The sequence below is a fragment of the Alloiococcus otitis ATCC 51267 genome, from assembly GCF_000315445.1.
GTDB classification, from domain to species: domain Bacteria; phylum Bacillota; class Bacilli; order Lactobacillales; family Carnobacteriaceae_A; genus Alloiococcus; species Alloiococcus otitis.
In genome coordinates, this window is record NZ_JH992959.1 from 212,623 (window position 1) to 227,371 (window position 14,749).

Genomic DNA, 14,749 nt, shown 5'->3' on the forward strand with positions numbered 1-14,749 from the left:
AATTTTTATGCATTGTTATGCATTCTGTCGTTTTCCATTTTCAGGAATGCCGTCATATCAGTGTTTATGGCTTCTCTTGTTTTCTGAAAACGCACCGTATAGGATTCGAACCCATAACCCTCTGATCCGAAGTCAGATGCTCTATCCAGTTGAGCCAACGGTGCAAGATGAATAAAATGAGCCATGCTGGATTCGAACCAGCGACCCTTTGATTAAAAGTCAAATGCTCTGCCGGCTGAGCTAATGGCCCCTCTTGAGTGGAGGTTATAGGACTTGAACCTATGACCCTCTGCTTGTAAGGCAGATGCTCTCCCAACTGAGCTAAACCTCCATGATCGCCTAGCAAGGTCCGGCTTTCACACAGGGAAACCCTGCATTATCCTCGGCGCTCAGAAGCTTAACGACTGTGTTCGGCATGGGAACAGGTGGGTCCTTCTGGCCATTCTCACTAGACATCATGTTTAATTAACAACTTCTTTAGTCTACTATCAATCCAATAACATGTCAAGCCATTTTGGAAAATTAATTGTCTTGTTCTTTCCTACCATAGAACTTGGCTAGCAGGAAGATACAAAATAATTTATTTTGTATAGGCTAAAATATTAATTAATTAACGCTAAACTATTCCCTTGAAAAAATCCCCTATTACGCTATAATTTAAACTATAATCACCTTTTTACATAGAAGGTAAATTTAGAGAGATGAGGAATTTTAATGGAAATTAACCAGCAATTTTTAGACAAGTCTAGACAGTCCTTTGCCAATGACCGTGCTTTCCGAATTGCTCAAAGAGCTGCTACCAACACTGGTTTGTTGGAGTCTAGCATTAACCGCAGTGAAGATGAGACCAACCGTCACACCTTTAATATTGACCTAACCGAAACCGAAATCCGGTCCCAAAACCAGTCAGGACGTTGCTGGATCTTCGCAGCCATGAACGTCATGGAATACAAGGTGGCCCAAAAATTCAACCTCAAGGAATTTGAAATTTCCCAGTCCTACATCTACTTTTACGACAAGTTAGAAAGATGTAACTACTTCTTTGAGTCTATCCTAAACACCCTAGACGAAGACTTGGACAGCCGACTCCTTGCCCACTTGTTAACCGACCCAATGGGAGATGGCGGTCAGTGGGACATGGTCAAGAACATCATCAATAAATACGGTATTGTCCCTAAAGCTGCCATGCCGGAATCCAAAAACTCTTCAAACTCTGACCAGATGAATAACTACTTGACTAAAATCTTGCGGATGGATGCTAAAAACTTGCGCCAAGCCCACGCTGAAGGCAAGTCGATCGAAGACTTGCGCGACTTGGTCCAAGCCTACATGGTGGACATCTACAACGCCCTTTCCATTTCTTTAGGCACCCCCCCTGAAAAAGTGGACTTTGAAACCCGGGACAAGGACAACAAGTTCATCTCCTACAAAAACATCACTCCTAAAGAATTCTTCGACCTCCTAGACATGGACTTGGACGACTATATTTCTATCATCAATGCCCCAACCAAAGACAAGCCTTACTACAAGTCTTACACAGTTGAGTACCTAGGTAATGTGGTAGAAGGTGAGATTGTTCGCTATGTCAACCTGCCAATTGACGAAATGAAAAAAGCCATCTTGAAACAATTGCAAGATGATGAACCTGTTTGGTTTGGCTGTGATGTTGGCCAGTTCTTCAACCGGTCTGGTTCCCGCCTAGACTTATCTACAGCTAATGTCTTAGACCTCTTCAATGTCGACTACGACTTTGACAAGGAAGACCGGCTTGACTACCATGAATCCCTTATGACCCACGCCATGGTCTTTATGGGAGCTGACTATGACGAAACCAGCAACAAAATCAACCGCTACAAGGTCGAGAACACTTGGGGTAAAAACTCAGGCCACAAGGGTTACTTGGTAATGAGTGATGAATGGTTCGACCAGTACATGTACCAAGCCCTCATCCACAAAAAACACCTGCCACAAGAAGTTATTGATGCCTACCAAGAAGAGCCTATCAAGTTGAAACCATGGGATCCAATGGGGTCACTGGCTTAAAAGACTGATGATAGATAAAGCCAGGAGCGAGCTCGCTCCTGGCTCTTTTTTATATTAAGTATGCTAGTCACTGCCTTAATCTAGGAATTTTTGGGCTGGCTTTTCCAAGCGGCGGCTCAAAGGGTAGCCTAGGATAAGACCAATCGCTGTCTGAAAAATATTTGGTATTAAACCAGCTATACCAGTAGCCAAAGTCCCATACAGGATAATATTACTGATAAAGTAGCCCACTACCATAAAGACGGAGGAGGCAATTAAAAGACCTACTTGGTCCTTAGTGGCCCTGCCCCTAGCCAAACCAACAATATAGCCTTGTAGGCCGTGGACAAGGGCTGAGAAAGGGATCCACTGGGCATAACCGGACAAGAGGTCAACCAAGGCTCCTGACAAGGCACCAATAGCCAGGCCAGGTCCCGGACCAAAGAGGAGGCCCATAACGACAATCCCCGCATCGATCAAGGAAACGAAGCCATTAGACCCCGGTACCGGGATCAAAATTAGCAAGGAGAGAGCCACAATCAAAGCCGTTGCCACCGCATAAAGGGGTAGCCTACGCTTCATGAAAACACTTCCTTTCTTTACCCCTAGTATAGTCCTCAAATAGTTAAGTGGCAAGAAGTCCACTTGGCTAGCTAAAGGGACAAGCTTACAAGACTTGGCAAATATTGACTATTTATTTCAATAGGGTTAAAGTATATTTTAGGTAAACTAAATAAAAGGAGGAAGAATATGAAACTAGTTTTTATCCGCCATGGCCAAAGTCAACTCAACCGGGCCAATGTTTTCACAGGTTGGTTGGACCCCAAATTGTCTGACCAAGGAGTAGAAGAGGCCCAGCTAGCTGGCTTGAGCTTGAAAGAAACAGGGATCCACTTTGACCGAGTCCATACCTCAGTCTTAACCCGGGCTCTTGAGACCAGTTATTATGTCTTAGACCAACTGGACCAGCTCTACCTGCCCATCCAGAAAAGTTGGCGGTTAAATGAACGTCACTATGGTGCCCTACAAGGCTTAAACAAGGCGAAAACTGCTGAAAAATACGGGCAAGATCAAGTCCACACCTGGCGCCGGAGCTATGCCACCCGGCCACCCCAAGGTCAGGGCCAAGGCTCCTTTGACCGGCGTTACAAGGATTTAGACCAAGACTTACTGCCAGCTGGAGAATCACTCAAGGATACCTTGAAACGGACCCTACCCTACTGGGAAGACTACATCGCCCCTGACTTAAAGGCTGGTAAAAATGTCCTCGTCGTCGCCCACGGCAACAGTCTACGGTCTTTAACCAAGTACTTGGAGAATATTTCCGATGAGGCTATTGCCCAACACGAAATCGCAACGGGTCAACCCATTATCTACAAGCTAGATGACCAATTCCACATTAAAAACAAGCAGGTCTTAAGCAAAAACTAGGGTCGACTGTAATCAATAGCTAAAAAACCACCCCAGCCTACTAATTAGACTTGGGGTGGTTCTCAACTGATAAGACAAGGAGAAGATGGGATTCGAACCCACGTGCCGGCTAGACCGACAACTTGATTTCGAGTCAAGCGCGTTATGGCCTCTTCGCTACTTCTCCGTGAATATCTTCCATTTTATAAAAAATAAAACTAAATTTCAATCTCCTTACCAAGAAGGACAGACCGGCACCGAATCAGAAAGCTCTTTTTGATCCAGGAGTAAAGCAAAAGACCCCCAAAACTCAGCAAATGGGCTAAGTTTGAGCGGGGTCTTTTTGTTATCTAGTTATGGGTCTTGCAGTGGAGATGGCTTAACGCTCACCGACGTATTCAAAGATACCAGCGGCACCCATACCCCCACCGATACACATGGTAACGAGGCCGTATTTACTTTCTTTGCGACGTTTCATTTCGGAAAGCAATTTAGCAGTGACGATAGCACCGGTTGCCCCAAGTGGGTGACCAAGAGCGATGGCCCCACCGTTAACGTTGGTGACTTCTGGGTTCATGTTTAATTCCCGCATGGAAGCAACAATCTGTGCTGCGAAAGCTTCGTTAAACTCAATCAAGTCCATGTCTTCCAATGTTAGGCCAGTTTGTTTCATAACAGCAGGAACTGCTTCTACTGGACCAATCCCCATAATTTCTGGTGCTACACCAGCTACCTTGTATCCAACAAATTTGGCTATTGGTTTGACGCCCAATTCTTTAACCTTGTCACCTGACATCAAGACAACGAAACCAGCACCGTCAGTAATTGGTGAAGATTGACCTGGTGTAACAGTACCGTTACGACGGAAGGCAGTTGGCAATTTGGCTAGGGTTTCCATGGTAGTGCCCCGTCTGACCAATTCATCAGTGTCGAAGGTTTCAGTAGTCATTTCAACACCATTAGCAGTGTATTTAGGCTTTTGCACTTGGACCGGGACAATTTCGTCAAACAAGTTTGCATCTTGAGCTGCTGCAGCCCGGCGGTGGGATTCAACCGCAAAAGCATCTTGGTCTTCCCGAGAAATGTTGTATTTGTCTGCTACGTTCTCAGCTGTGATCCCCATTGGAACCCCAGTTTTAGGACCTTCATCTTGAAGAGTTGGGTTGTTGGTCGGTTCATTCCCACCCATTGGCAAGGAGGACATAAACTCAACCCCACCCGCAGCGACAATATCATTTTGACCAGCAATAATGGAGTTGGCTGCAGTGGCAATAGTTTGCAAGCCGGATGAACAGAACCGGTTAACAGTTTGTCCAGGAACTTTTTGGGATAAGCCTGCTCTTAAGGCAATGGTTCGGGCAATGTTAGTGCCTTGAGGGCCTTCTGGAGTAGAACAACCCACAATCACATCATCAATGGTATCAGGGTCAAAATTCCCTTCAATCCGGTCAATGGTCCCTTTTAAGACTTGGGCTGCGATGTCATCAGGTCTTGAGTAGAAAAGGGCTCCTGACGCTTTCCCTTTAGCAACAGCAGAACGGCCGTAAGCAACAATATAAGCTTCTTGCATCCTCATTCAAATCCTTTCATATTCCTAATCTAGTTTGTTGTGGTCAAAATCATTAGTTCCGCAATGGTTTGTTGGTTTCTAGCATGTGTTTAATGCGGTCGTAAGTTTTTTCTTCTTTGCTGACAGCCACGAAGTTGTCCACCTCAATTTTGAGGAGTTGGTCTTCATTGACCACTGTTTGGCCAGGGATATTGCCACCAGCTAAAACTTCAGCAATCTTAGTTCCAACTAAGACATCGTGGTCAGATGCATTGTTCCCATCACGCATGGCTTCTAAACTAGATTGGGCTAAGGCGATAAAGTCACGTCCTAGAACACTGTAGTTGGCTTTAAATTGTGGAATGTAGTTGTACTTGCTTTCTGAGCGAACTTTGTCGATCGCTGCAGCTACAACCAAGTCTTCATTTTGGACAATTTGGTCAGTCTCACGTAGGAAGCCTTTTTGAACAGCATCATAAGCATTCTTAGACAGGCTACCTGTTGCAATGGTTGTGAGGGTTGCGGACAAGCGGGCGATCTTCTCTGGTTTAGTCAAGTTTTGACGGTAGATACGGTCAGCTAATTCCACTGTTCCTGCTCCACCTGGAATTAAGCCGACCCCAACCTCTACTAAGCCAATATAGGATTCAGCAGCGGCTACTACGAATGGGGTGTGTAAGAGAAGTTCTGCTCCCCCACCTAATGCCCGACCCGAAACAGCTGCGACAACTGGTTTCGCTGCGTATTTCAAGCGAGAAACGGCTTGGTGGAGTTCTTCCGTTCCTTGACGAACTTCAGTATCTTGAGCCTTGTTGTCGATGGCTTCTTTCATCAAGTTAAGATTAGCCCCGTAAGAGAAGTGAGGACCAGGTGTGTGAAGGACCAATCCTTTGTAGTCTTCCTCTTCTAAAACATCGACGGCTTCAATAATATCTTTTTGGAAGTCGCTACTCAAGGTGTTGTTCGGTGTTAGCATTTGTAGGAGTAAGACACCATCTTCAGTCACATCTAGACGGCTAGATCCCTCTTTTTCCCAAAGGGTCTTAGCGACGAAGCTTTGAACTTCGGCAACATTGGAAATGCCTTCGCCTTCTTTGTAGAAGGGCTCAGTTCGGCCTTTCACCCATTCAGGCAATTCAGTGTCACTGCCTGGAATGTCGTCAATTTCGTCTTCAATTCGTTTGGCTACGCGCTCAACACCAATTAAGTCCCAAGCTTGGAATGGTCCAACTTTCCAGTTGTAGCCCCAAACCATTGCTCGGTCAATGTTTTTGTATTCGTCAGTGGCTTTACCCACGTTAATAGCAGAGTAGAAGAAGAGGTTACGCAAGCTTTTCCATAGGAAGAGACCAATTTCGTCTTTGGCTTCAAAGATAGTGTTGAAGTTGTGTTTTAAGTCCTTGTCTAGGTCGTTTAAGATGTCAAAGTTAACGTCTTTCGGTTGGACATAGTCTTTTTTCTCTAGGTCAAAGATAAGTTTGGACCCGTCTTCTTGTTTTTTGTAGAAGCCTTGGCCAGACTTGTCACCCAACCAACCTTGGTCAACCAAGTATTCAGGTGTTTGAGGAAGCTTGAAGTATTCAGCTTCTTCTGGGTCATCTTTAAGACCGTGTGAAACGTGGTAACCGATATCGATCCCGACAAAGTCAGAGAGGCGGTTGGTTCCCATGCGAGGTCGACCAAGAATTTCACCAGACAGGGTATCGACTTCGTTAACAGCCAAATCTTCTTGTTCTGCCCGGTAGGCAATGTCCATACCAGTAAAGGTTCCAATCCGGTTGCCGACAAAGCCTGAAACGTCGTGGCAGATGACAACCCCTTTACCTAGGGTGTAGGTTGTAAAATCGGACAACTCTTGGACATATTTTTCATCAGTTCCCTTGTGTTTGATGATTTCAACCAATTTCATCACACGGACTGGATTGAAGAAGTGTAGTCCCAAGAAACGTTTTTGGAAGTCTTGGTCAAAAGGTTCCGCAATGTCAGCTATGGGAATACCAGAAGTGTTGGTAGCTAGGATAGCTGAATCTTTAGCGACTTTAGCGACTTTCCCCCAAATATCGTGCTTAATGTCTAGCTCTTCGCTGACCGCTTCAATATAGAGGTCAGAATCGTTTGCCTCTTTGAGGTCATCTTTAAAGTTCCCAATAGTTAAGTTAACTGCCAGGTTGTTATCATAGAGTAAGCCTTTTTTACGGTGGGTAATCCGTCCTAAAGCATCCTTAGCAAGTTTGTTGGAGTTATCTTCGTCCACTACGATATCCAGTAATTGAACTTTCAAACCAACATTAATGAGGTGGGCAGCAATTTGGCTTCCCATTGCACCGGCACCTAAAACTGTAACTTTATTTATACTCATTCTTTTACCTCCACTGTAGTCTAACAGGTCTTGTTAGCTTATCTTTATTCAAAGATCAATTCTGCTTCTGTTGCTTCTTGAATTTCTTCGTTAGTAAAGTCAGGGTTGGTTTCAACAACAACTAAACCACGTTCAGTCGGTTCAAAAACGCCCATTTCAGTTACAATCAAGCTGACCCGACCTTCACCTGTCAGCGGTAAGGTACATTGTTTTAGGATCTTGTGGTTCCCTTTGTTGGTGTGTTCCATGGCCACAATAACTCGCTTAGCACCCGCAACTAGGTCCATAGCGCCCCCCATCCCTGGGACTAACTTGCCTGGGATCTTGTAGTTGGCGATATTTCCTTTTTCATCGACTTGGAGGGCACCTAAGACGGTAATATCAACGTGTCCTCCTCTTACTAAACCAAAGGAGTCAGCACTGTGTAAGAAGGCTCCTCCCACATCCACGCTAGCGGGTTGGCCACCAGCATTGATAATGTTAGGGTCAACTTGGTCTTCAGCAGGGCTACCACCCAAGTTGAGGATCCCATTCTCAGAGTGTAGGGTGACATCGATATCACTTGGCACATAGTTAGCAACCAAGGTTGGCACCCCAATACCCAAGTTAACGACGTCTCCACTTTGTAACTCTTTTGCTACTCGTTCTGCAATAATATTGTTTAGTTCTTCTTTACTGAGTGCTACGGCCATAATTAACCCTCTCCTTTAACAATGTAGTCAACGTAAACATGAGGAACTTTAATGTGGTCTGGGTTGAGTTCCCTTTCTTTAACAACTTCTTTGGCTTCGACAATAACTTCTTTACCAGCTGCTGCCATGACAACGTTAAAGTTAGGTGTCACCCCGTGGTAGTCCAAGTTTCCTTTTTCATCAGCCCGGTCAGCATATATCAAGGCATAGTCAGCAAATAAAGGTTTTTCAAGGATGTAGTCTTTGCCATCAATGTTAAAACTATCTTTATCTTCAGCAACCTCTGTTCCGACACCAGTTGGGGTTAAGAAACCACCGATACCGTAACCTGCCGCCCGAATTCGTTCAGCTAGGGTCCCTTGCGGAATAAGGGTAACTTCCATTTCCCCTTCGTTCATCTGACGAACAGATTCTGTGTTGGTCCCAATGTGGGTAGCATTTAAAGTTTTAACTTGCTTGTTGGCTACTAACTTGCCCACACCGATTTCAGCAGTTGCGGTGTCGTTAACAATCATGGTAATGTCTTTTACCCCTTGTTCGATTAACTCGTCTATTAACTGGTAAGGGCAACCAACTCCCCCAAAACCACCGATCATGACACTAGAACCGTCTTTAATTTTTTTTATCGCATCTTGCTTTGAAATTACTTTATTAGTCATATTGTATCCACCACCGTTTTTCCCTTTCAAATTCCTTTTCTTTTTCAATCTTTCTTGGTCAGGTCTATCTTTAAAAGCAGACCTTATACGAAACACTGTCTTTTGTTCCAAAGCTAAAGTAACTTCCGGCTAGCAGGGAAAGCCTAGTTTTAAACGAGAATGTTATCGCTTTCATAATAAGCAAATTCTTACTGCCGAAAAAATTTTACTGGGCTATACCACAGGAGCAGATCTGACTCGTCTTTCTTTCTTCTTCCAAATTACTTTGAGTCAAAAATATGTTAGCACTTGTTGCAATGCTTGGAGGAAAAGAAATACCGCGTAAGATTTCGAGCGCTTCATTCTGTCTACTTACTAAAGCTCGATTTCCTAGTAAAGTAAATCGGAAAGACCTGGTCTCTTATCCTGGACGTAAGAGCTAGAATCACACCTTTCTAAAAAAATGTTAACGGTTACAATATATGTAAAAATATAGGTCGTCTAAGTCACCGACCCGGTCTAAGGTCTTAACTAGAGCCATCAAATTGAGTCGATATTTAGCCATCCTAGTCGCCCTTTAGACTTGGGGCCCCAATAATGACTTAAGTTTTGGAAAGGTTTACATATTTATTGTATCCGCTTTCTCATTTATCATAACAAAGTCTTGTATTTTTGACAAGTGGATTTTTAAAATAAAATATTATTTTTTTGTAAACTTTGTTAATTACCCGATTAAGCCCATCCTTATAGGAATAACCAGGATTTTCGGATTTATTTAAGAACAATAATGTTTTTAAGCTGACCAAAAGAAAAATGATAAAAATATATTTATAACTAATTTAGTCATTTGTGCCTTTTTTCGTTTGGATGGTTTTATTTTACTTGCTTAGATTTGATTCTTACTGGTCAAATACTTTGGACTAGCTTGTCCTACTTACTGGCTAGTCGCCTTGGGCTTTGCTTGGAACTTGACGTGCTTCCTTATAGCTCAAACAAAAAACTCCCCCCCAGACAAGCCCTTGACTTGCCTGAAGAGAGTCAGTTTTTATTCTTTTGCGTCGTGGCTGGGTGGTATCAGCCAAAAAATTGTCTAGAACTTCGCCTTACCGTTCACCAACGTATTCAAGGATACCCGCAGCACCCATACCGCCACCGATACACATGGTGATCAAGCCGTATTTGCTGTCTTTACGACGTTTCATTTCTGAGAGAATTTTAGCTGTCATGATAGCACCGGTTGCCCCTAGTGGGTGACCAAGAGCAATCGCACCACCGTTGACGTTGGTAATCTCAGGGTCCATGTTCAATTCACGCATGGAAGCAATGATTTGAGAACCAAATGCTTCGTTAAATTCAATCAAGTCCATGTCTTCCAAATTAAGTCCTGTTAATTTCATAACTGCAGGAACTGCTTCTACTGGACCAATCCCCATGATTTCTGGTGAGACACCAGCAACTTTGAATCCAACAAATTTAGCAATTGGTTTGACGCCGAGTTCTTTGACCTTATCACCAGACATCAAGACCACAAAGCCAGCACCGTCAGTAATGGGTGAAGATTGACCAGGTGTAACAGTACCGTTGCGACGGAAGGCAGTTGGCAATTTAGCCAAGCTTTCCATGCTTGAGCTAGGACGAATAGTTTCGTCTTTGTCAAAGACGGTTGTTGTCATTTCCACACCGTTTTCAGTGTATTTAGGGGTTTGGGCATTGACCGGGATGATTTCGTCGAATCTACCAGCCTCTTGAGCAGCAGCTGCTCGGCGGTGAGATTCAACCGCAAAGGCATCTTGGTCTTCACGAGAAATGTTATATTTGTCGGCTACGTTTTCAGCAGTGATCCCCATTGGGATACCAGTTTTTGGTCCTTCTTCTTGAAGGGTTGGGTTATTGGTCGCTTCGTTCCCACCCATTGGAAGGGAGGACATAAATTCAACCCCACCAGCAGCTACAATGTCGTTTTGGCCGGCAATAATAGAGTTAGCTGCTGTTGCGATGGTTTGTAAACCAGATGAGCAGAACCGATTAACGGTTTGTCCAGGAACCTTTTGGGAAAGGCCAGCTCTTAAGGCAATGGTTCGGGCAACGTTAGTCCCTTGTGGGCCTTCTGGAGTGGAGCAACCGACAATGACATCTTCAATAGTAGTTGGGTCAAAGTCCCCTTCAATTCGGTCAATAGTTCCTTTTAGAACCTGAGCCGCAATGTCATCTGGTCTAGAGTGGTAAAGGGCTCCTGATGGTTTCCCTTTGGCAACGGCAGAACGGCCATAAGCAACAATATAAGCTTCTTGCATCCTTATTCAAATCCTTTCATATAGCTCATTTAGCTGATGATCTTGTCAAAATGATTAGTTACGCAATGGTTTGTTGTTTTCTAACATGTAAGTGATACGGTCGTAAGTTTTGTCTTCTTGACTAAGGGTAACAAAGTTGTCAACTTCGACTTGAAGCAACTGGTCTTCGTTAACGATAGTGTGGACTGGTACTTGGCCACCAGCAAGAACTTCCGCAAGCTTAGTTCCAACGAAGACATCATAGTCAGAAGCGAAGTTACCGTCGCGAGAGGATTCTAAGTTGGATTGTGCTAGGGCGATAAAGTCGGTACCTAAGACACTGTAGTTAGCCTTGTATTGTGGGATGTAGTTGTATTTGCTTTCTGAGCGAACTTTGTCGATCGCCGCAGCAACAACCAATTCTTCATTTTGAACAATTTGGTCAGTCTCACGTAAGAAGCCTTTTTGACGAGCATCGTAAGCGTGTTTAGAAACACTGCCGGTAGCGATAGTTTGAAGTAGGTTTGACAAGTGTTTGATTTGTTCAGGTTTGGTGTAGCCTTTACGGTAGATACGTTCAGCGAGTTCAACTGTACCTGCTCCACCTGGAATCAAGCCAACGCCAGCTTCAACTAAACCAATGTAGGATTCAGCAGCGGCTACTACGTGGGTGGAGTGGAGTAGTAATTCAGCACCACCACCAAGTGCCCGGCCAGATACAGCTGATACAACTGGTTTAGAAGCGTATTTCATGCGAGAAACAGCGTAGTGAAGTCCTTCAGTTCCTTCACGGGTTTCAGTGTCGACAACGCCACGATCAATGGCATCTTTCATGTCGTTCAAGTTAGCCCCGTAAGAGAAGTGTGGACCTGGTGTGTGAAGGACTAAGCCTTTGTAGTCTTCTTCTTCTAAGACATCAATTGCTTTGACGATGTCTTTTTGGAAGTCAAGGGTTAGGGTGTTGTTTGGAGTAAGCATTTGAAGGAGTAGGACACCGTCTTCAGTTGTATCTAGACGACTAGAACCTTCATTGGTCCAAAGGTTTTCGTGGTAGTAAGTTTCTACTTCTGGCACGCTAGAAATACCTTCGCCTTCTTTGTAGAATGGCTCAGTTCGACCTTTCACCCATTCAGGTAAGTCAGTGTCACTGCCTGGGATGTCGTCAATTTCCTCTTCAATTCGTTTGGCTACCCGTTCAACACCGATTAAGTCCCAAGCTTGGAATGGACCAACTTTCCAGTTGTAGCCCCAAACCATTGCCCGGTCAATGTTTTTGTATTCGTCAGTGGCTTTACCCACGTTAATAGCAGAGTAGAAGAAGAGGTTACGCAAGGTTTTCCATAGGAAGAGACCAATTTCATCTTCGGCTTCAAAGATAGTGTTGAAGTTGTGTTTCAAGTCCTTGCCTAGGTCGTTTAAGATGTCAAAGTCCACGTCTTTTTTCTCAACGTAGTCTTTTTTCTCTAGGTCAAAGATAAGTTTAGACCCATCTTCTTGTTTTTTGTAGAAACCTTGGCCTGACTTGTCACCCAACCAACCTTGGTCAACCAAGTATTCAGGTGCTTGAGGAAGCTTGAAGTACTCAGCTTCTTCAGGGTCATCTTTAAGACCATGGGAAACGTGGTAGCCAATGTCAATCCCAACGAAGTCTGATAGGCGGTTGGTTCCCATACGAGGACGTCCCAATACTTGTCCGGATAGGGCATCGGTTTGGTTGACAGCTAGGCCTGCTTGTTCTGCCCGGTAGGCAATGTCCATACCCGTAAAGGTTCCAATACGGTTACCGACAAATCCTGTGACGTCATGGCAGATGACAACCCCTTTACCTAGGGTGTAGGTTGTGAAGTGGGATAGGTCTTCCACTACTTTTTCATCTGTTCCTTGGTGTTTGATGATTTCAACCAATTTCATAACACGGACTGGGTTGAAGAAGTGCAGTCCTAAGAAACGTTTTTGGAAGTCTGGGTCAAAAGGTTCCGCAATGTCAGCTATGGGAATACCAGAAGTATTGGTAGCTAGGATCGCTGAGTCTTTAGCGACTTTTGCCACTTTACCCCAGACATCGTGTTTAATTTCAAGTTTTTCACTAACTGCTTCGATGTATAAGTCAGAGTCGTTTGCCTCTTTGAGGTCATCGTTAAAGTTTCCGATGCTTAAGTTAGCTGCTAACTCATTGTCGTAAAGGAGACCCTTTTTGCGGTGGGTAATACGGCCCTTAGCCTCTTTTGCTAATTTATTTGGGTCGTCTTCGTCAACCACAATATCTAACAATTGAACTTTCAAACCAACATTAACCAGGTGGGCTGCAATTTGGCTTCCCATTGCTCCTGCACCTAAAACTGTAACTTTATTTATACTCATTCTATTACCTCCACTTATGATTTTATATTACTCTGAAATATATCCAACTTTTTTAGCTTGTTCAGTTAGTTGGTCACGTACTTCTGGGTGGGCAATTGCAATCAGACGGCGGACACGTTCACTGATACTTTGGTTTTTCAGGTGGGCAATACCATATTCAGTTGCAATGTAGTCTGTTTCAGAACGTGGGATAGTGACTGGAGTCCCTTCTGGCAAGGCGAATTTGATGTTGGATGACAATTCACCTGTTTTCTTGTCCTTGTTGACAGACCGGACACAGAAGAAACTTTTACCGCCTTCTGAAATATTGGCTGCACGGGCAAAGTCTAAGGCCCCACCTGTCCCTGCGATAATCCGGGTGCCGGCCCCTTCAGAGACAACTTGACCCGTAATGTCTACCATTAGGCAGGCGTTAATCGAGATCAACTTGTCTTTTTGGCCAGCCTGGTAGGGGTCAACCACGTCATAAACGGGTTCAATGGAGATCTGGTCACTTTCGCCGGCAAAATTGTACAAGTCTTTGGACCCCATGGCAAAGCCACCAACGATATCTCCTGTGATGACTCCTTCTTTGGCAAGGGTCATCATGGATTGGGTAATCATTTCAGTGTGGACAGCCAAGTCTTTCTTGTCACGCAAACCGTATGAAACAGCTCCAGACAAGCCGCCGACCCCAATTTGAACAGTCGACCCGTCTTCAACTTCCGGTAAAATGTGGCTAGCAATTTGCTTGTCAATTTCACCAGACTCTAATTCGGGGATTTCAGCTAGCGGCTCATCTTGCTCGAAAATCAAGTCCACATCATCGATATGAAGAGTGGTAGACTTCCCTTTGACTGGGGGCACATCCTTGTTCACTTGGATAATGACCCGGTCAGCCACATCAGCAATTAGCTTCCCTTGGGCAACTCCCATAGGTCCCAAGTTAAAGTTCCCATCTTCATCCATGGCAGCAGCTGTTGTCACAAAGACGTTGGGCTTAACCACATTTTTGATAAAGTCTTCTGTATTTGAAAAGTTAAATGAAGTCACACTGAATAATCCATTCTGAGCATATTGGCGTTCAAGGGCGCCAACAAAGAATGAATTGTAGTGGACATGGGCCGCTACTTCCGGTTCAGTTAAAAAGCGGAAGGGAGTGGTTAAAAATGATGAAAAGATTTCAACATTGTTCAATTCCTCGTAGCGGTTTTCAATTTTTTTAAGCAAGTCAACGGGCATAGCTGCCACTGAGTTAGCCGCTATCCGGTCCCCATCCTTAATGGACTGGGCTGCTTCATCGATTGTGACTTTCTTTTCCTGGTATTGGTCTTGGTAGGTCATAAATTCATTTCCTCCTCTTGTCAGAACACCGGCAAGGCTGACTAAACCCTGCCGGGATAGCTATTAGCAATGGTCTTTATCACTAACAGCAAGCTGCAGTAGCAAAGACATTTATCAAAGAT

General features: G+C 44.3%; 10 protein-coding genes, 4 tRNA genes and 1 rRNA gene. 2 read left to right on the forward strand and 13 right to left on the reverse strand.

Annotated elements, in window-relative coordinates; genetic code table 11:
• Positions 1 to 90: 90 nt before the first annotated feature.
• From HMPREF9698_RS05840 to rrf, 4 genes are all read right to left on the reverse strand, one after another.
• Positions 91 to 164: transfer RNA gene (locus tag HMPREF9698_RS05840), tRNA-Arg, on the reverse strand.
• Positions 165 to 177: 13 nt separating this feature from the next.
• Positions 178 to 250 (reverse strand) — tRNA-Lys (locus HMPREF9698_RS05845).
• Positions 251 to 258: 8 nt separating this feature from the next.
• Positions 259 to 331, reverse strand: a tRNA-Val gene (locus tag HMPREF9698_RS05850).
• 6 nt (positions 332 to 337) lie between these two features.
• Positions 338 to 453, reverse strand: a 5S ribosomal RNA gene (rrf, locus tag HMPREF9698_RS05855).
• A 261-nt stretch (positions 454 to 714) separates the two neighbouring features.
• Here rrf and HMPREF9698_RS05860 point away from each other — a divergent pair.
• Positions 715 to 2,043 carry a C1 family peptidase gene (locus HMPREF9698_RS05860; RefSeq protein ID WP_003778271.1) on the forward strand — a complete coding sequence of 443 codons (1,329 nt, stop codon included), beginning with the start codon at positions 715 to 717 and terminating at the stop codon, positions 2,041 to 2,043.
• A gap of 75 nt (positions 2,044 to 2,118) precedes the next feature.
• Here the strand turns inward: HMPREF9698_RS05860 and HMPREF9698_RS05865 are convergent, their stop codons facing one another.
• Entirely contained in the window at positions 2,119 to 2,604 is a 486-nt protein-coding gene (locus HMPREF9698_RS05865) for an ECF transporter S component (protein ID WP_003778273.1), read from the reverse strand.
• A 168-nt stretch (positions 2,605 to 2,772) separates the two neighbouring features.
• On the opposite strand from HMPREF9698_RS05865, the gene gpmA reads away from it, so the two are divergent.
• Positions 2,773 to 3,453, forward strand: coding sequence for a 2,3-diphosphoglycerate-dependent phosphoglycerate mutase (gene gpmA / locus HMPREF9698_RS05870; protein ID WP_003778275.1), 681 nt, complete (start codon positions 2,773 to 2,775; stop codon positions 3,451 to 3,453).
• A 77-nt stretch (positions 3,454 to 3,530) separates the two neighbouring features.
• Here the strand turns inward: gpmA and HMPREF9698_RS05875 are convergent.
• The 8 genes from HMPREF9698_RS05875 to HMPREF9698_RS05910 all read right to left on the reverse strand — a co-directional run bounded on the left by HMPREF9698_RS05875 (position 3,531) and on the right by HMPREF9698_RS05910 (position 14,627).
• Positions 3,531 to 3,619, reverse strand: a tRNA-Ser gene (locus HMPREF9698_RS05875).
• A gap of 192 nt (positions 3,620 to 3,811) precedes the next feature.
• The gene (locus HMPREF9698_RS05880) at positions 3,812 to 5,002 is read right to left on the reverse strand and encodes a thiolase family protein (protein ID WP_040292637.1); all 1,191 of its coding nucleotides are present in this window, start codon (positions 5,000 to 5,002) and stop codon (positions 3,812 to 3,814) included.
• 52 nt (positions 5,003 to 5,054) lie between these two features.
• Complete coding sequence (fadB, locus tag HMPREF9698_RS05885) at positions 5,055 to 7,340, reverse strand: 3-hydroxyacyl-CoA dehydrogenase/crotonase FadB (protein WP_003778279.1); 2,286 nt, start codon at positions 7,338 to 7,340, stop codon at positions 5,055 to 5,057.
• 44 nt (positions 7,341 to 7,384) lie between these two features.
• Positions 7,385 to 8,032: a 3-oxoacid CoA-transferase subunit B gene (locus HMPREF9698_RS05890; RefSeq protein ID WP_003778280.1), complete on the reverse strand. Its 648-nt coding sequence runs from the start codon at positions 8,030 to 8,032 to the stop codon at positions 7,385 to 7,387.
• 2 nt (positions 8,033 to 8,034) lie between these two features.
• Entirely contained in the window at positions 8,035 to 8,691 is a 657-nt protein-coding gene (locus HMPREF9698_RS05895; RefSeq protein ID WP_003778282.1) for a CoA transferase subunit A, read from the reverse strand.
• Positions 8,692 to 9,773: 1,082 nt separating this feature from the next.
• Complete coding sequence (locus HMPREF9698_RS05900; RefSeq protein WP_003778284.1) at positions 9,774 to 10,964, reverse strand: thiolase family protein; 1,191 nt, start codon at positions 10,962 to 10,964, stop codon at positions 9,774 to 9,776.
• A 54-nt stretch (positions 10,965 to 11,018) separates the two neighbouring features.
• Positions 11,019 to 13,304, reverse strand: coding sequence for a 3-hydroxyacyl-CoA dehydrogenase/crotonase FadB (gene fadB, locus HMPREF9698_RS05905; protein WP_003778286.1), 2,286 nt, complete (start codon positions 13,302 to 13,304; stop codon positions 11,019 to 11,021).
• 27 nt (positions 13,305 to 13,331) lie between these two features.
• Positions 13,332 to 14,627, reverse strand: coding sequence for an acetyl-CoA hydrolase/transferase family protein (locus tag HMPREF9698_RS05910; RefSeq protein ID WP_003778287.1), 1,296 nt, complete (start codon positions 14,625 to 14,627; stop codon positions 13,332 to 13,334).
• Positions 14,628 to 14,749 lie beyond the last annotated feature (122 nt).